The sequence below is a fragment of the Pseudomonas sp. GW822-FHT03F04 genome (genome assembly GCF_058801405.1).
Genome location: NZ_JBXANF010000007.1, coordinates 364,552 through 383,080, shown reverse-complemented (window position 1 = coordinate 383,080; position 18,529 = coordinate 364,552). Strand labels below are relative to the sequence as shown.

Below are 18,529 nucleotides of genomic sequence, written 5' to 3'. Positions count from 1 at the left end.
ACAAGGACAAACGCCATGTACCAACTCTTCATCGAAGGCCTGCAACGCCTCGGCCGAGCGCTGATGCTGCCGATCGCGATCCTGCCGATCGCCGGCCTGCTACTGCGCCTGGGCGACACCGACCTCTTGAACATCGCGATCATCCACGACGCCGGTCAGGTGATCTTCGCCAACCTGGCGATGATCTTCGCCATCGGCATCGCGGTCGGTTTCGCCAAGGACAACAACGGCACCGCCGGCCTCGCCGGGGTGATCGGTTACCTGGTGATGATCTCCACGCTGAAGGTGCTCGACGCGAGCATCAACATGGGCATGCTCGCCGGGATCGTCAGCGGCCTGATGGCCGGCGCGCTGTACAACCGCTTCAAGGACATCAAGTTGCCAGAGTATCTGGCGTTCTTCGGCGGCCGGCGTTTCGTACCGATCGTGACCGGTTTTGCGGCGGTGGGATTGGGCGTGGTGTTCGGCTACATCTGGCCGCCGATCCAGCACGGCATCAACAGCTTCGGCAGCCTGATGATGGAAAGCGGCAGCTTCGGCGCCTTCGTCTTCGGCGTGTTCAACCGCCTGCTGATCGTCACCGGCCTGCACCACATCCTCAACAACATGGCGTGGTTCGTGTTCGGCAACTTCACCGACCCGACCACCGGCGCCCTGGTCACCGGCGACCTGTCGCGTTACTTCGCTGGCGATCCGAAGGGCGGCCAGTTCATGACCGGCATGTTCCCGATGATGATCTTCGGCCTGCCCGCGGCGTGCCTGGCGATGTACCGCAACGCCCTGCCGGAACGACGCAAAGTGATGGGCGGGATCTTCCTGTCGATGGCCCTGACCTCGTTCTTGACCGGGGTAACCGAACCGATCGAATTCGCCTTCATGTTCCTCGCACCGCTGCTGTATCTGGTGCATGCGCTGCTGACCGGGCTGTCGATGGCGATCACCAATGCGCTGAACATTCATCTGGGTTTCACCTTCTCCGGTGGCTTCATCGACATGGTGCTCGGCTGGGGCAAGTCCACCAATGGCTGGCTGGTGATCCCGGTGGGCCTGGCCTATGCGGTCATCTATTACGTGGTGTTCGATTTCTGTATCCGTCGCTTCAACCTGAAGACGCCGGGGCGTGAAGACGTCGCCACCGCCGACAAAGCGGTTCTGACCGAAAACGAACGCGCCGGGGCTTACATCAAGGCACTCGGTGGTGCGGAGAATCTGGTCACGGTTGGCGCGTGCACCACGCGGCTGCGACTGGAAATGGTCGATCGCAACAAAGCTTCGGATGCGGATTTGAAAGCGCTGGGTGCGATGGCCGTTGTGCGTCCGGGCAAGGGCGGGAGTTTGCAGGTGGTTGTAGGGCCGATGGCCGACAGCATTGCCGATGAGATTCGCCTGGCGATGCCCGCATTGGGACGTGCCGTCGTGGTTGCACCTGTCGCCGTCATCGAAACCAGTGAACCGGTTGCAGTCGCTGCACCGCTGGCACAGCAATGGCTGACTGCCCTGGGCGGCAGCGACAATGTGCTACAACTTGATTGCATCGCCATGAGCCGGATTCGCCTGCAACTGGCCGATGGCAAAGCGCTGTCGGAAAGCCGATTGAAAGAACTGGGCTGCCTGGGCGTGAGCGCATTGGAAGATGGCGTGTGGCACTTGCTGGTGGGGGATCGGGCGCAGAGTTTGAGTGCGGCGCTGGAGGGGTTGGTTAATCGGAGTGAGGTGAGTGCCAAGGTTTAGGACCACCACTCAACACGATGAGCGTTAGCTCGAGTACCGCTTTTGACGTGCCGGCCCCATCGGCAGGCTGAGTGGAGGGATTCATCCGGGGGTGGGAGCGCAGCGACCGTGCGGCGCAGCCGCATGCATCGAGAGGAGGTGCAGCGAAGCAAACCGTAGGCGATGCCCCCGGATGAATCCCGGAACGAAGGAACACCGAGCCAAAGCGAGGTGCCGAACGCCGGGGCCAAGACCTTTTGGTTCCTTTGGGCTGGGCCGGCATTCCGGCGTTTGCCAAAAGGGACTCGCCGTAAGGGCGAAACCATAAGCCGCCGTTACCGCAGCAACGGATATTCACCCAACCCAAACCGAGAACAACAAAAAACCCGCTGAAATCACTCTCAGCGGGTTTTCCATAACTGCAATCAGAAGATCAAAAATCCTCCAACCGCCACACTTCATAAGCCGGCGTCTCGTAGGGATGGCTCAACTTAAGAGCCGCCACTACCGCGCGAATCAACTCATCGCCAACAACAAGCTCGACCTTCCACTCCTCGACCCGCTCAACCTGCCCCGCCTCACCAATGAACGGCTGACTGCCGTCCAAAGGCCGAAACTGACCAGTACCAAGCACCTGCCACGCACAGTGGTCATAGTCACCGATCCGCCCGCCACCGGCAGCGAATACAGCGTCCTTGACCACCTCGACATGGCTGTCGGGAACAAAAAACGCGAGCTTGTACACAGCGCTTAGTTCACCCACACACGAGCGTTACGGAACATACGCATCCAAGGAGCGTCTTCGTTCCACTCTTCCGAACGCCACGAGTTCTGCACGGCGCGGAACACACGCTCCGGGTGCGGCATCATGATCGTTACGCGACCGTCGCGGCTGGTGAGGCCGGTGATCCCGCGCGGCGAGCCGTTCGGGTTGGCCGGATAGGCTTCGGTGACCTTGCCGTGGTTGTCGACGAAACGCATCGCCACGCAACCGGACAGATCGGCTTCGAGCAGTGCCTCTTCGCTTTCGAATTCGGCATGGCCTTCACCGTGAGCGATGGCGATCGGCATGCGCGAACCGGCCATGCCCTGCAGGAAGATCGAGTTCGATTCCTGAACCTGAACCATCGCCACGCGCGCTTCGAACTGCTCGGAGCGGTTGCGCACGAAGTGCGGCCAGAACTCGCTGCCCGGGATCAGTTCGTGGAGGTTGGACATCATCTGGCAACCGTTGCACACGCCGAGGGTGAAGCTGTCGTTACGCTCGAAGAAACCCTGGAACGCATCGCGGGCACGGCTGTTGAACAGTGCGGACTTGGCCCAGCCTTCACCGGCGCCGAGTACGTCGCCGTAGGAGAAACCACCGCAGGCCACCAGACCTTTGAACTCGTTCAGGTCGACACGGCCGGCCAGAATGTCGCTCATGTGCACGTCGATCGCGTTGAAACCGGCGCGGTCGAACGCCGCCGCCATTTCCACCTGACCGTTGACGCCCTGCTCACGCAGCACGGCAACCTGTGGGCGAATGCCTTTCTTGATGTAAGGCGCGGCGATGTCCTGGTTGACGTCGTAGCTCAGCTTGACGCTCAGGCCCGGATTGTCTTCTTCCAGCAGGACGTCGAATTCCTGCTGGGCGCAGTCGGCGTTGTCACGCAGACGCTGGATCTGGTAGCTGGTCTCGGCCCACTGACGTTGCAGCAGACGACGCTGACCTTCGAACACGGTGTCACCGTTGAAGGTGATGTTGATCTGGCCGTTGTTGATCGGCTGACCAATCACCGAAACGCAGTCGCCCAGACCGGCCGCGCTGAATTGCGCGAGGATGTCCGGGGTGGCGTCCTGGCGAACCTGGATCACGGCACCCAGTTCTTCGTTGAACAGGATGGCGGCGATTTCAGCGGAGCTTTCGGCAACGCTGTCTAGGTTCAGGCTCAGACCGCAGTGGCCGGCGAAGGCCATTTCCACCACGGAGGTCAGCAGACCACCGTCGGAACGGTCGTGGTACGCCAGCAGGTGACCGTCGGCGTTGAGGCCCTGGATCACCGCGAAGAAGGCTTTCAGGTCTTCGGCGTCATCGACGTCCGGAGCCTGCTTGCCGAGCTTGCCGTGAACCTGAGCCAGGATCGAGGCGCCCATGCGGTTCTGGCCGCGACCGAGATCGATCAGGATCAGATCGGTGGTGCCTTTGTCCATGCGCAGTTCCGGGGTCAGGGTCTGACGGATGTCAGCCACTGGCGCGAAACCGGTCACGATCAGCGACATCGGCGAGGTGACGGTCTTGTCTTCGCCGTTGTCGTTCCAGCGGGTGGCCATGGACATCGAGTCCTTGCCCACCGGGATGGTGATGCCCAGCTCAGGGCACAGTTCCATACCCACCGCTTTCACGGTGTCGTACAGACGCGCGTCTTCGCCCGGGTGGCCGGCAGCGGACATCCAGTTCGCCGACAGTTTGATGTCGGAGAGCTTGTTGATGCGCGAAGCGGCAATGTTGGTCAGGGTTTCACCGATGGCCATGCGGCCCGACGCCGGAGCGTCCAGCAGCGCCAGCGGAGTACGCTCGCCCATTGCCATCGCTTCACCGGTGTAGACGTCGAAACTGGTGGCGGTGACGGCCACGTCGGCCACCGGAACCTGCCATGGGCCGACCATTTGGTCACGGGCCACGAGGCCGGTGATGGTGCGGTCGCCGATGGTGATCAGGAAGCTTTTGCTCGCCACGGCCGGGTGGTGCAGAACGCGTTCGATGCTTTCGCTGATGTCGAGGTTCGACGGATCGAAGTCATCGCCCAGCTCGGCTTCGCGAACCACCGAACGGTGCATGCGCGGTGCCTTGCCCAGCAACACTTCCAGTGGCATGTCCACCGGGTTGTTGCCGAAGTGGCTGTCGGTCACGGTCAGTTGAGGCTCGGCGGTGGCTTCACCGACAACGGCGAACGGGCAACGCTCACGTTCACAGATGGCCTTGAAGCGCTCGAAGTCGGCCGGGCCGACTGCCAGAACGTAACGTTCCTGGGATTCGTTGGACCAGATTTCGTGCGGGGCCATGCCCGGCTCGTCGTTTGGAATGTTGCGCAGTTCGAAACGGCCACCGCGGTCGCCGTCGTTGACCAGTTCCGGGAAGGCGTTGGACAGACCGCCCGCACCCACGTCGTGGATGAAGCTGATCGGGTTCTTGTCACCCAGCTGCCAGCAACGGTCGATGACTTCCTGGCAGCGACGTTCCATTTCAGGGTTTTCGCGCTGAACCGATGCGAAGTCCAGATCCGCCGAGCTGGTGCCGGTCGCCATTGAGGACGCTGCACCGCCACCCAGACCGATCAGCATCGCCGGGCCGCCGAGGACGATCAGCTTCGAGCCGACCAGAATCTCGCCTTTCTTGACGTGCTCTTCACGGATGTTGCCCATGCCGCCAGCGAGCATGATCGGCTTGTGGTAGCCGCGAACTTCGTCACCGTGCGGGGTGGTGATCGATTGTTCGAAGGTACGGAAGTAACCGGTCAGGGCCGGACGACCGAATTCGTTGTTGAACGCAGCGCCGCCCAGCGGGCCTTCGATCATGATGTCCAGCGCGGTGACGATGCGCTCAGGCTTGCCGTACGGCACTTCCCACGGCTGTTCGAAGCCCGGGATCTGCAGGTTCGACACGGTGAAACCGGTCAGGCCGGCCTTCGGCTTGGCGCCACGGCCGGTCGCGCCTTCGTCGCGGATCTCGCCACCGGAACCGGTAGATGCGCCCGGGAACGGTGCGATCGCGGTCGGGTGGTTGTGGGTTTCAACCTTCATCAGGATGTGCACCGGCTCCTGCACCGCGCCGTACTGGCGGGTTTCCGGATCCGGGAAGAAGCGGCCGGCGACGTTGCCGACGATCACCGAAGCGTTGTCCTTATAAGCGGACAGCACGCCTTCGCTGTGCATCTGATAGGTGTTCTTGATCATGCCGAACAGGCTTTTTTCCTGGCTCTCGCCGTCAATATCCCAACTGGCGTTGAAGATCTTGTGGCGGCAGTGCTCGGAGTTGGCCTGGGCGAACATCATCAGTTCGATGTCGTGCGGGTTGCGCTTGAGACCGTTGAAGGCGTTGACCAGGTAATCGATCTCGTCTTCGGCCAGGGCCAGGCCCAGCTCGACGTTGGCCTTTTCCAGCGCGGCGCGACCACCGCCGAGGATGTCGATGGCGGTCAGCGGCTTCGGTTCGGCGTGACTGAACAGACCGGCGGCCTGCTCGAGGTTGGCCAGAACGATCTGCGTCATGCGGTCATGCAGTACATCGGCAACCTGCTGTGCTTCGGCTTCGCTGAACTGACCGGCCACGTAGAACGCGATGCCGCGCTCCAGGCGCTGGATCTTGCTCAGGCCGCAGTTGCGGGCGATGTCGCTGGCCTTGCTCGACCATGGCGAGATGGTGCCGAAACGCGGCAACACCAGGAATAGACGACCGGTCGGCTCTTGAACCGGAACGCTTGGACCGTACTTCAGAAGGCGCGCAAGCACCTGCTGTTCGTCGCCGGTCAGGACGCCGGTGACTTCGGCGAAGTGAGCGAATTCAGCATACAAGCCACTGACAGCCGAAACCTTCTGGCTCAGTTGCTCAAGGAGTTTGCTGTGGCGAAAGGCAGAAAGGGCAGGAGCGCCGCGCAGGATCAACATCTTCGGGACAGCCTCGGGAAGGGGTGTGCTTTGAGGCCGTGCATTCTAGCCTAAACCGCCCTCAACATCACCCGAAACGCTACGCACGGTTGCACCCGGATGTCGAGTGGTGTTCTTGCCTCGAAGGTCAAATTTATCGGGTGTTGGAACGCGGGTTATTTTTTCTGTCACAAAATGCCTTTCGGGCCCATTCCTGCGGGGTTTCGAGCGGTTTTGTGATCCCTAGCAGACAAGCCCTCGACTGTCGAGATATGGCGCCCGTTGTCCTTTGCGTATACTGCGCACATGTTTTCCCCAACGGCTTTGCGTCCGCGGTACGCCAAATGGCTGATCGCAACCGGACTCTTCCTGATGCTCAGTGGCTGTGTTGATAAACCCAACACCCTCGAGCGCGTAAAGGAGGATGGTGTGCTGCGGGTGATCACCCGTAACAGCCCCGCCACCTACTTTCAGGATCGCAGCGGCGAAACCGGCTTCGAATACGAGCTGGTGAAGCGCTTCGCCGACGATTTGGGGGTGGAGCTGAAGATCGAGACCGCCGACAACCTCGACGACCTGTTCGACCAGGTCGGCAAACCCAACGGTCCGGTACTGGCCGCCGCCGGCCTGGTCAGCAGCGATCAGCGCAAGAAGCAGGTTCGGTTCTCCCACGCCTATCTCGAAGTCACCCCGCAGATCATCTATCGCAACGGTCAGTCCCGCCCGACCGACGCCAGTGAACTGGTCGGCAAGAAGATCATGGTGCTCAAGGGCAGCACCCACGCCGAGCAACTCGCCGAGCTGAAACAGAAATATCCCGGGATCGAATACGAAGAATCCGACGCCGTTGAAGTGGTCGACCTGCTGCGCATGGTCGATGAAGGCCAGATCGACCTGACCCTGGTCGACTCCAACGAAGTGGCGATGAACCAGGTGTACTTCACCAATATCCGCGTGGCCTTTGACCTCGGCGATGCGCGCAGCCAGAGCTGGGCAGTGGCCGCCGGTGAAGACAACAGCCTGCTCAACGAGATCAACAGTTATCTGGACAAGGTGCAGAAGAACGGCACCCTGCAACGCCTGAAAGACCGCTACTACGGCCACGTCGACGTCCTCGGCTACATGGGCGCCACCACCTTCGCCCAGCATTTGCAGCAGCGGTTGCCCAAATACGAACAGCACTTCAAGACTTACGCCAAGAAAGAGAAAGTCGACTGGCGCCTGCTCGCGGCCATCGGTTATCAGGAATCGCTGTGGCAACCGGCCGTCACCTCGAAGACCGGCGTGCGCGGCCTGATGATGCTGACCCAGAACACCGCCCAGGCCATGGGCGTGTCCAACCGCCTCGATCCGAAGCAAAGCATCATGGGCGGTGCGAAGTACCTGGCTTACATGAAGGATCAGCTCGACGATTCGATCCAGGAGCCGGATCGTACGTGGTTTGCACTGGCCGCCTACAACGTTGGCAGCGGCCACCTGGATGACGCGCGCAAACTGGCGTCCCGGGAAGGCCTGAACCCGGACAAGTGGCTGGATGTGAAGAAGATGCTGCCGCGCCTGTCGCAGAAGCAGTGGTACAGCAAGACCCGCTATGGCTACGCCCGTGGCGGCGAACCGGTGCATTTCGTGGCCAACATCCGTCGCTACTACGACATCCTGACCTGGGTGACCCAGCCGCAACTCGAGGGCGATCAGGTCGCCGAAGGCAATCTGCATGTGCCGGGGATCGACAAATCCAAACCGGCGCAGGAAAACCCGCCGCTCTGATAAATACTGTGGGAGCGAGCTCCCACAGTATCTGTGTTGATGCTTAGGCCTTTGCAGCCGCCAGGATCAGCGCCTTCATCTCCGATACTGCCGACTTGAAGCCGACGAACAACGCATGCGCCACCAGCGCATGACCAATGTTCAGTTCGTTGATGCCCTTGATCGCCGCCACAGCTTCAACGTTGTGGTAGTGCAGACCGTGACCGGCATTGACGATCAGGCCCTGGGCCAGACCGAATGCCACGCCGTCCGCCACACGCTTGAGCTCTTCAGCCACTTCGGTCGGTGTTTCGGCATCGGCGTAGCGCCCGGTGTGCAGCTCGATGGCCGGTGCGCCGACTCGTTTCGAAGCAGCGATCTGCCGCTCGTCAGCGTCGATGAACAGCGACACTTCGCTGCCGATCTTCGACAGACGCTCCACCGCCGCCCTGATGCGCTCTTCCTGCCCCGCCACGTCCAGACCGCCTTCGGTGGTCAGTTCCTGACGCGTCTCCGGCACCAGACAGATGTGGGCCGGACGGATGCGCTCGGCGAACGCCATCATTTCTTCGGTGACGCCCATTTCGAAGTTCATGCGGGTTTGCAGCACATCCTTGAGCAACAGTACGTCGCGCTCCTGAATGTGGCGACGGTCCTCGCGCAGGTGCACGGTGATGCCGTCGGCGCCCGCCTCTTCCGCGTCCAGCGCGGCCTTGACCGGATCCGGATAGCGCGTGCCCCGAGCCTGACGCAGGGTGGCGACGTGGTCGATGTTCACGCCAAGAAGAATGCGATTGCTGGTGGTCACGGATGCGCTCCTGAAGGGAAAGATTCGGCGCACAGCATACACGGTGAAGGGTCTGTTGACGTCTGGGCGCGGCGGCGACGGGATGCTCACTGAGCACAGGGCAAGGCGCGAGGAACGAAGTTTGGTTTCCCCAAATGAGTTCCGAGCAACGCAGCCCTGGGCGCAGTGAGCGCCCGTCGCGCCGTGCCCAGACGTCAACAGACCCTTAGGGCTTGCGAAACAGCTCGCGACTGACAAGGGGACGACCGCCCAGGTGAACAGCCAGTGCCTGACGCATCAAGCGTTTGGCGGCGGACAACGCGCCTGGGGCCGACCAGTCCGCTTCGGCCATGGCCAGCAGCTCGGTGCCGTTGAACAGACCGGGTTGCAGCAGGTAGACCCGCTCAAGTCCGGCATCCACCTGCAAGCGATAGAGGCCATCCGGAGCAATGGGCTCGTCATTGATGTCGGTGTTCAGGGAGAAGCCGTAACCGAGGTCGTCAAGCAGGCGCCATTCGAAGGAACGCAGCAACGGTTCCAGTGGCCGGCCTTCAGCCAAGGCCAGCAAGGTGGCCGCGTAATGATCGAACACCGCGGGGTGCGGGTCTTCGGCTGGCAGCAGGCGGATCAGCAACTCGTTGAGATAGAGGCCACTGAACAGTGCCTCGCCGACCATCCACGTCGCATTGCCGGCACTTTCCATTCGCCCGACATTCTTCAACTCACCCTTGCCCCGGAACTCGACTTCCAGTGGCACGAACGGACGAGCCAGCGTCCCGGCCTTGCCCCGCGCGCTGCGCAACACCGCCCGCAGCCGACCTTGCGGCGTGAGGAAGTCCACCAACGCGCTGGTTTCGCGATAGGCGCGGGAGTGCAGGACGTAGGCGGGTTGGGCGGGAGGCGTTTGAGACATGGATTTCTCGTTGAGGGAAACGCGGTTTTACTCATCACCCAAAACCAATGTGGGAGCGAGCTTGCTCGCGAAAGCGGTGCAACAGTCAACATCAATGCTGAATGTTACATCGTCTTCGCGAGCACGCTCGCTCCCACAATGGATCGATGTAATGCCAGACGCTTTACAGGTCGCCGTAACCCAGCGAACGCAGCGCACGCTCGTCGTCGGACCAGCCGCCCTTCACCTTCACCCACAGGTTGAGCATGATCTTGGAGTCGAACAGCAGCTCCATGTCCTTGCGCGCCTCGGTGCCGATGCGCTTGATGCGCTCGCCCTTGTCGCCAATGATGATTTTCTTCTGGCCGTCACGCTCAACGAGAATCAGCGCGTGGATGTGCAGAGTCTTGCCCTGTTGCTTGAACTCTTCGATTTCCACGGTGATCTGGTACGGCAGCTCGGCGCCCATCTGGCGCATGATTTTCTCGCGCACCAGTTCGGCGGCGAGGAAACGGCTGCTGCGGTCGGTGATCTGGTCTTCCGGGAAGAAGTGATCGTTCTCCGGCAGATGGTCAGCGATGACCTTTTCCAGTGCATCGAGGTTATGCCCGTGTTGCGCCGAGATCGGAATGATCTGCGCATTCGGCAGCTGTTCCTGCAACCAGGACAGGTGCGGCATCAGCTCGGCCTTGTCCTCGATGCGGTCGGTCTTGTTCAGCGCGACAATCAGCGGGCCGGTCACGTACTGCACACGCTCCAGCACCATCTGGTCTTCTTCGGTCCACTTGGTGCGGTCGACCACGAAGATCACCACGTCGACGTCTTTCAACGCCGCCGAAGCGGTCTTGTTCATGTAACGGTTCAGGGCCTTTTCGCCACCCTTGTGCATGCCCGGGGTGTCGACATAGATCGCCTGCACGTCGCCCTCGGTCTTGATCCCGAGCATGTTGTGGCGAGTGGTCTGCGGCTTGCGCGAGGTGATCGCGAGCTTCTGGCCGAGGATGTGGTTCAGCAGCGTGGACTTGCCCACGTTGGGACGGCCGACGATGGCAACATAGCCACAGCGAGTTGCGTTTGTATCAGTCATTGCCATTCTCCACACCCAGGGCAATCAGTGCTGCGGCGGCCGCTACCTGTTCGGCAATGCGACGGCTCACACCTTGACCCCGGCTTTTTTCATTCAATAGGACAACTTCGCACTCGACGAAGAAGGTACGGCAGTGCGGCTCACCCTGGATATCCACCACTTCATAGCGTGGCAGGTCGCAACCGCGCGATTGCAGGAATTCCTGCAGGCGGGTCTTCGGATCCTTGTTGGTGTCGACCAGTGTCAGACCTTCGAACTCGCCAGCCAGCCAGGCCAGAACGCGCTCGCGGGCGACTTCCATGCCGGCGTCGAGGTAGATCGCGCCAATCAGCGCTTCGAGGGCATCGGCCAGAATCGATTCGCGACGGAAACCGCCGCTTTTCAGCTCACCGGAACCCAGGCGCAGGTATTCGCCCAGATCGAAACCACGGGCCAATACCGCCAGGGTCTCACCTTTCACCAGACGTGCACGCAAACGCGACAACTGGCCTTCGCGGGCCAGCGGGAAGCGGTCGAAGAGTGCCTCGCCGGCGACGAAGTTGAGGATCGCATCGCCGAGGAATTCCAGACGCTCGTTGTTGCGTCCGGCAAAGCTGCGGTGCGTGAGGGCCAGGACCATCAGTTCCTGGTCCTTGAAGGTGTAACCGAGCTGACGCTCGAGACGGCTTAGAGAAACGCTCACGGTTTACCCACGCTGAGTTCGTGGCTGGATTCCACTGCCATCGCCGGGATACGGCGCAGGCCTGGGACAATTAACGCTGTGTTCAAAAATGACGTCCTGAATATCGTGGCTTCATGCCCCGGAGCCGGTTGTGCCGACGCCAGAAATGCATTCGGCGCTGTGGTCAACAGCGCCGTGATTGTTTACTTGATCAGGCCGACCCGCGAGAAATTCGGCAGGTGGCTGAGTTTCGGTTCCGGCCAGCTCATCCAGACCGCGAAGGCCTTGCCGACGATGTTCTGGTCGGGAACCATGCCCAGCAGATCCTTGGGAATGTTCGGATCATCCCAGTAGCGACTGTCGTTCGAGTTGTCGCGGTTGTCGCCCATCATGAAGTAGTGCCCGGCCGGCACGGTCCAGGTATGGTCCGGCGTGGCGCGGTAGCGGCTCATTTCCTTGCGGATCAGGTGCTCGGCGGCGCCGAGTTTTTCCTTGTAGAGCTCAGCGCTGCCAAGGGTGCCCGGTTCGGAACCGACCAGTTGCTCGGCAATCGACTCGCCATTGACGAACAGACGCTTGTCGGCGGTGTAACGCACCGTGTCACCCGGCAGACCCACCACACGCTTGATGTAGTTGACGTTCGGGTCGCTCGGGTAGCGGAACACCATCACATCGCCGCGTTGCGGATCACCGACTTCGATGACTTTCTTGTCGATCACCGGCAGGCGGATCCCGTAAGAAAACTTGTTCACCAGAATGAAGTCGCCAACGTCCAGGGTCGGCTTCATCGAACCGGACGGAATCTGGAACGGCTCCACCAGGAACGAACGCAGCACCAGCACGATGAACAGCACCGGGAAGAACGACTTGCCGTATTCGACCAGCAGCGGTTCCTTGTTCAGCTTCTCGACCACCACCACGTCAGGCTGGCTGACGCTGCCCTGATAGGAAGTGATGGCGGCGCGCCGACGCGGTGCCAGGATCAACAGATCGAGCAACGCCAACAGGCCGCAGACGAACACGGCGATAACCAGCAACAGCGGGAAATTTAGTGACATAGGACCTGACTATTCCAACCTGAGCACGGCAAGGAAGGCTTCTTGTGGAATTTCCACGTTGCCGACCTGCTTCATGCGTTTCTTACCGGCCTTTTGCTTCTCGAGCAGTTTCTTCTTACGACTGACGTCACCGCCGTAGCATTTGGCCAATACGTTCTTTCTGAGCGCCTTGACGGTTGTCCGGGCGACGATCTGACCGCCAATGGCAGCCTGGATGGCCACGTCGAACATCTGACGAGGAATCAGTTCTTTCATCTTCTCGGTCAACTGGCGACCTTTGAAGTGCGAATTGTCACGGTGCACGATCAGCGCCAGGGCGTCGACCTTGTCGCCGTTGATCAGCACGTCCAGTTTCACCAGATTAGCCGATTGGTAACGATCGAAATGGTAGTCCAGCGAAGCATAGCCGCGGCTGGTGGATTTCAGACGGTCGAAGAAATCCAGGACCACTTCGTTCATCGGCAGGTCGTAGGTCACCTGGACCTGGTTGCCGAGGAACAGCATGTCGACCTGCACACCGCGTTTTTCGATGCACAGGGTGATGACGTTGCCCAGGTGCTCCTGCGGTACCAGGATGTTGGCACGCACGATTGGCTCGCGCATGTCTTCGATCGCGGACACGTCCGGCAGCTTCGACGGGTTGTCGACGTAAATCGTTTCACCGGTTTTCAGCACCAGTTCGAAGATTACGGTCGGTGCCGTGGTGATCAGGTCCAGGTCGTATTCGCGCTCCAGGCGCTCCTGGATGATCTCCATGTGCAGCATGCCGAGGAAGCCGCAACGGAAGCCGAAGCCCAGGGCGTCGGAGCTTTCCGGGGTGTACTGCAGCGACGAATCGTTCAGGGTCAGCTTCTGCAGCGCTTCGCGGAAGTCCTCGAAGTCGTCGGAGCTGACCGGGAACAGACCGGCGTAAACCTGTGGCTGAATGCGTTTGAAACCCGGCAGTACCGGAACATCCGGCGTCGAGCTCAAGGTCAGGGTGTCACCGACCGGTGCACCGTGAATGTCCTTGATGCTGGCGATGATGAAGCCCACTTCGCCGGCCTTCAGGTCTGCGGTGGCGGTGTGTTTCGGGTTGAAAACACCGACGCTGTCGACCAGGTGGACCTTGCCGGTGGATTTCACCAGGATCTTGTCGCCCTTCTTCACGCGGCCATGACGCACGCGCACCAGGGAGACAACGCCCAGGTAGTTATCGAACCAGGAGTCGATGATCAACGCTTGCAGCGGATCTTCGATGTTGCCGGTCGGCGCAGGAATGGTCGCGACCAGACGCTCGAGCACTTCGTCGACACCCAGGCCGGTCTTGGCGCTGCAGGTGACGGCGTCGGTGGCGTCGATGCCGATGATCTTCTCGATCTCGTCCTTGACGCGGTCGGGCTCGGCCTGCGGCAGGTCGATCTTGTTCAGTACCGGCATGACCTCGAGGCCCTGCTCGATGGCGGTGTAGCAGTTGGCCACGGACTGGGCTTCAACACCCTGACCCGCGTCGACCACCAGCAAGGCACCTTCACACGCGGCCAGGGAACGGCTGACTTCGTAGGTGAAGTCGACGTGGCCCGGGGTGTCAATGAAGTTCAGCTGGTAGGTGACGCCGTCTTTGGCTTTGTAATAGAGGGTAACGCTGTGGGCCTTGATGGTGATCCCGCGTTCGCGCTCCAGATCCATGGAATCCAGTACCTGGGCTTCCATTTCACGCTCGGCCAGGCCACCGCACATCTGGATGAAACGGTCAGCCAGCGTCGACTTGCCATGGTCAATGTGGGCGATGATGGAGAAATTGCGGATATGACTCAAATCACTCACGGATCAACACTCAAAAAGGCTGCAGGCTTGGCCCGCCGAAAAATAGCCGGGAATTGTACCTGATACACGGCGCAAGCGTCACGTTCGCCTGTCACCCGGATTGCATGCAAAAACGCCCCGGTCTTGCGACCGGGGCGTTTTCAAGGCTGGAGCAAGGGTGAAACCTTGTTCATCAACCGGCTCGACGCAGCAACCAGACACCCGCCAGGGCACAGACGCCTGCCGGCACCAGCACTGCGAACAGCGGCGAGAAGCCGAATACCAGACTGGACGGACCGAGCAGATCCTGGACGATGCGGAAGGTGAACCCCACCAGCACACCGGTAAACACCCGCTGACCGAGGGTTACCGAGCGCAGCGGGCCGAAAATGAAGGAGATCGCCATCAGCACCAGCGCGGCGGTCACCAGCGGCTGCAACACCTTGACCCAAAAGGCCAGCCAGTAACGGCCGTTGCTCAGACCTTGATCGGCCAGGTAGTGGATGTACCCCCACAGCCCGGTAATCGAGAGCGCTTCCGGTGCCATGACCACGGTGTTCAGTAGCTGCGGACTGATGGACACATCCCAGTCTTCGGTCGGCTTGTTGACGACTTCGGTGCTGCGCTCATGGAACAACGTGGTGGTCACGTCGGTGAGCTGCCAGCGAGTGCCATCGAACTCGGCGCGCTTGGCGAAGCTCGAGCTCAGCAGGTGGCGTTCCTTGTCGAAGTGATAGCGGGTCACGCCATACAACAGGCCATCGGGTTGAACGGCGTTGATATGGATGAATTCCTCGCCCTGACGGTGCCACATACCGTGCTTGGCGCTTTGCGCGTCGCCACTGCCTTGAGCCAGCGAACGATTGGCCTGAGCCATGCTCTCGGTAGCCGGCGCAACGTACTCGCCGATCAGCACGCCGGCCAGCATCAGCACCAGCATCGGCTTCATGACCGCCCAGACGATGCGCCCGATGGACACACCCGCCGCACGCATCACCGTCAGCTCACTGCTGCTCGCCAGACTGCCGAGGCCGATCAGACAGCCGATCAGTGCTGCCATCGGCAACATGTCATAAAGCCGGCGCGGTGCGGTCAGCAGTACAAAACTCAGCACATCAGCCAGGGTGTAGGTATCGCTGACGTCGCTCATCTCGTCGATGAAGGCAAACAACGTAGCCAGGCCAAGGATGATCGCCAGCACTGCGATGATCGCCATGAACACGCTGCTGCCGATGTAGCGGTCGAGTTTAACCACGAGCCACCTCCAGCGCAGCGCTGCGACGGCTGGCCATTTTCAGGCGCAGCGGTTCCCAGTACAGCAGGCCGATGCCGATGACCAGGAAGATCCCGTGTACCCACCACAGACCCAGGCTCGCCGGGATCTTGCCTTTTTCGAGGGCGCCGCGAGCGGCAATCAGGATGGTCAGGTAAGCCATATAAAGAAGAATCGCCGGCAGCAGCTTGAGGAAGCGCCCCTGGCGCGGATTGACCCGCGACAGCGGCACCGCCATCAGAGTCACGATAAATACCAGCAGCGGCAGCGACAGGCGCCATTGCAGTTCGGTCTTGGCGCGGATGTCATCGCTGGCCATCAGTGTCGAAGTCGGCATGGCGTCACGGTCGGTGACTTCCTCGCTGACATCGGGCTTGGGCAGCAGAACACCGTAGGTTTCGTAGTGGATGGCGCGGTAGTTGGCCAGTCCCGGGCTGCCGTCGTAGCGGTAGCCGTTGTGCAGGATCAGGTAACGGTTACCGTCAGGACGGACTTCCTGCCGGCCTTTCTCGGCCACCAGCACGGAAATCCCGCGATCCGCCTGGTTGGCACCGAGGTTTTTCTGCGAGATGAACACGCTGCCCAGGTTGACCCGGTCGTCGCTCAGGTTTTCGGTGTAGGTCACCCGCGTGCCATCGCGCAACGCCTGGAAGCGGCCCGGCTCAAGGGTGTCGAATTCGGTCAGGGCGTCCTGCTTGTTCAGCAGCAGCTGGAACTGGTTGGCACCTTGCGGGGCCAGACTCAGGCTCAGCCATGCCACCACCAGTGCCACCAGCGTGGCCGGGAACAGGGTCATGCGGAACAGGCGCTGCTGGCTCATGCCAGTGGCCGACAGCACGGTCATTTCGCTTTCCAGATACAACCGGCCGTACGCCAGCAGGATCCCGAGGAACAGACCCAGCGGCAGAATCAACTGCATGAAGCCCGGCAGACGGTAGCCCATGATCAGGAACAGCGATCCCGGATCGAGCTGGCCTGCAGCGGCCTGGGCAAGGTATTTGATGAAGCGACCGCTCATGATGATGACCAGCAGTACGGCACTCACCGCACTCAGGGTCAACAGGACTTCGCGGGACAGATAACGGAAGACGATCAAACCAGACACTCCAGGGTTGTCAGGCTAAGGCGGCCAAACAAGCAAACGTATCGACAGGCCCGCCAGGCAGAGCCGTCGAAAAAAGATGCGGCATTATCCTGTGATTGAGGGCGCCTGTCACTGCGCACACTCACGCAAGCGTGCAATCGGTTGAAGATCGTTCCGAGGAGGGTTGTCAGGCGCAGTGAGCGAGGTTCAAACTGCGGCCCTTGTCGCAGGCGCTGGCCTGCGCCTTTTCTCTCTATAAGCAGGCGACTGCGGACACCGCCGAACGCCTGCGTGTTGACCATTCATTCAGGGATCCGGACATGGAACTGGTTGTAAAAAGCGTTAGCCCAGAAACGTTGAAAACCGCCACCCTGGTGGTTGCCGTCGGTGAAGGCCGCAAACTCGGCGTCGCCGCCAAGCAGGTCGACGAACTGAGCGGCGGCGCCATCAGCGCTGTCCTCAAGCGTGGCGATCTGGCCGGCAAAGTCGGTCAGAGCCTGTTGCTGCACAGCCTTCCGAACCTGAAAGCCGAACGCGTGCTGCTGGTCGGCGTGGGCAAGGATGAAGAACTGGGCGACCGCCCGTTCCGCAAGATCGTTGCCGGCATCCTCAACACCCTCAAGGGTCTGGGCGGCAGCGATGCCGTGCTGGCGCTGGATGAAATCATCGTCAAGGGCCGTGACAGCTACGGCAAGACTCGCCTGTTGGCCGAAACCCTGGTCGACGGCGAATACACCTTCGACCAGTTCAAGAGCCAGAAAGCCGAACCGCGCGCTCTGAAGAAAATCTCCCTGCTGACCATCAAGGCCGCTCAAGCCGAAGTGCAACGCGCCGTGAATCACGCCACCGCGATCGCCAACGGCATGGCGTTCACCCGCAACCTGGGCAACCTGCCGCCGAACATCTGCCACCCGACCTTCCTCGGCGAGCAAGCCAAGGACCTGGGCAAAGAGTTCAAGGATCTGAAAGTCGAAGTGCTCGACGAGAAGAAAATCAAATCCCTGGGCATGGGTTCGTTCTACGCCGTCGGTCAGGGCAGCGCCCAGCCGCCGCGCCTGATCGTCATGCAATACAACGGCGGCAAGAAATCCGAGAAGCCGTACGCACTGGTCGGTAAAGGCATCACCTTCGACACCGGCGGCATCAGCCTGAAACCGGGCGCCGGCATGGACGAGATGAAGTACGACATGGGCGGCGCCGCCAGCGTGTTCGGTACCCTGCGCGCCGTGCTGGAACTGAAGCTGCCAATCAACCTGGTGTGCATCCTGGCCTGCGCCGAGAACATGCCGAGCGGCACCGCTTCGCGTCCGGGCGACATCGTGACCACCATGAGCGGCCAGACCGTGGAAATCCTCAACACCGACGCCGAAGGCCGTCTGGTGCTGTGCGACGCACTGACCTACTCCGAGCGCTTCAAGCCGCAAGCGGTGATCGACATCGCCACCCTGACCGGCGCCTGCGTGGTTGCCCTGGGTGCGCACACCTCCGGCCTGCTGGGCAATAACGACGAACTGATCGGCCAACTGCTGAGCGCCGGCAAGGCTGCCGACGACCGCGCCTGGCAACTGCCGCTGTTCGATGAGTACCAGGAGCAACTGGACAGCCCATTCGCCGACATCGCCAACATTGGCGGGCCGAAGGCCGGCACCATCACCGCCGCGTGCTTCCTGTCGCGCTTCACCAAGAACCTGAACTGGGCGCACCTGGACATCGCGGGCACCGCGTGGACCAGCGGCGGCAAGGACAAGGGTGCCACCGGCCGTCCGGTTCCCCTGCTGACCCAGTACCTGCTGGATCGCGCCAAAGCCTGAAACCGATGA

Annotated in this window: 13 protein-coding genes; 3 read left to right on the top strand and 10 right to left on the bottom strand. The window is 61.2% G+C overall.

Translation table 11 applies throughout. From position 1 onward, the window contains the following. Positions 1-15 precede the first annotated feature (15 nt). Positions 16-1,731 carry an N-acetylglucosamine-specific PTS transporter subunit IIBC gene (gene nagE / locus AC1RMX_RS18990; RefSeq protein WP_493072718.1) on the top strand — a complete coding sequence of 572 codons (1,716 nt, stop codon included), beginning with the start codon at positions 16-18 and terminating at the stop codon, positions 1,729-1,731. A 412-nt stretch (positions 1,732-2,143) separates the two neighbouring features. On the opposite strand, the gene AC1RMX_RS18985 is transcribed toward nagE, so the two are convergent. Both AC1RMX_RS18985 and purL read right to left on the bottom strand, forming a co-directional pair. Beyond that, positions 2,144-2,455, bottom strand: a complete 312-nt coding sequence (locus tag AC1RMX_RS18985) for an NGG1p interacting factor NIF3 (RefSeq protein WP_493072717.1) — start codon at positions 2,453-2,455, stop codon at positions 2,144-2,146. A 5-nt stretch (positions 2,456-2,460) separates the two neighbouring features. Then, positions 2,461-6,357 (bottom strand): phosphoribosylformylglycinamidine synthase, encoded by a 3,897-nt coding sequence (gene purL / locus AC1RMX_RS18980; protein WP_493072716.1) that lies wholly within the window; start codon positions 6,355-6,357, stop codon positions 2,461-2,463. Between the two features lie 285 nt (positions 6,358-6,642). On the opposite strand from purL, the gene mltF reads away from it, so the two are divergent. Next, the gene (mltF, locus tag AC1RMX_RS18975) at positions 6,643-8,103 is read left to right on the top strand and encodes a membrane-bound lytic murein transglycosylase MltF (RefSeq protein WP_096819217.1); all 1,461 of its coding nucleotides are present in this window, start codon (positions 6,643-6,645) and stop codon (positions 8,101-8,103) included. A 43-nt stretch (positions 8,104-8,146) separates the two neighbouring features. Here mltF and pdxJ read toward each other — a convergent pair whose 3' ends face one another. From pdxJ to lptF, 8 genes are all read right to left on the bottom strand, one after another. Then, on the bottom strand, positions 8,147-8,890 hold the full coding sequence (pdxJ, locus tag AC1RMX_RS18970) for a pyridoxine 5'-phosphate synthase (protein WP_007957371.1): 744 nt from the start codon (positions 8,888-8,890) through the stop codon (positions 8,147-8,149). 205 nt (positions 8,891-9,095) lie between these two features. Next, entirely contained in the window at positions 9,096-9,782 is a 687-nt protein-coding gene (gene recO, locus AC1RMX_RS18965) for a DNA repair protein RecO (RefSeq protein ID WP_085729730.1), read from the bottom strand. Positions 9,783-9,945: 163 nt separating this feature from the next. Beyond that, entirely contained in the window at positions 9,946-10,848 is a 903-nt protein-coding gene (gene era, locus AC1RMX_RS18960; protein ID WP_003221935.1) for a GTPase Era, read from the bottom strand. Beyond that, positions 10,841-11,530 carry a ribonuclease III gene (rnc, locus tag AC1RMX_RS18955; RefSeq protein WP_096819215.1) on the bottom strand — a complete coding sequence of 230 codons (690 nt, stop codon included), beginning with the start codon at positions 11,528-11,530 and terminating at the stop codon, positions 10,841-10,843. The genes era and rnc overlap by 8 nt, the downstream gene beginning before the upstream one ends. A 182-nt stretch (positions 11,531-11,712) precedes the next feature. Further along, complete coding sequence (gene lepB, locus AC1RMX_RS18950) at positions 11,713-12,567, bottom strand: signal peptidase I (RefSeq protein ID WP_096819213.1); 855 nt, start codon at positions 12,565-12,567, stop codon at positions 11,713-11,715. A gap of 9 nt (positions 12,568-12,576) precedes the next feature. Next, on the bottom strand, positions 12,577-14,373 hold the full coding sequence (gene lepA, locus AC1RMX_RS18945; protein ID WP_085608162.1) for a translation elongation factor 4: 1,797 nt from the start codon (positions 14,371-14,373) through the stop codon (positions 12,577-12,579). A gap of 172 nt (positions 14,374-14,545) precedes the next feature. After that, positions 14,546-15,607, bottom strand: a complete 1,062-nt coding sequence (lptG, locus tag AC1RMX_RS18940) for an LPS export ABC transporter permease LptG (RefSeq protein ID WP_096819211.1) — start codon at positions 15,605-15,607, stop codon at positions 14,546-14,548. Beyond that, positions 15,600-16,721, bottom strand: coding sequence for an LPS export ABC transporter permease LptF (gene lptF / locus AC1RMX_RS18935; RefSeq protein ID WP_096819209.1), 1,122 nt, complete (start codon positions 16,719-16,721; stop codon positions 15,600-15,602). The genes lptG and lptF overlap by 8 nt, the downstream gene beginning before the upstream one ends. A 308-nt stretch (positions 16,722-17,029) precedes the next feature. Here lptF and AC1RMX_RS18930 point away from each other — a divergent pair, with 308 nt between their 5' ends. Continuing rightward, positions 17,030-18,520, top strand: a complete 1,491-nt coding sequence (locus tag AC1RMX_RS18930; protein ID WP_493072715.1) for a leucyl aminopeptidase — start codon at positions 17,030-17,032, stop codon at positions 18,518-18,520. Positions 18,521-18,529: the final 9 nt, after the last annotated feature.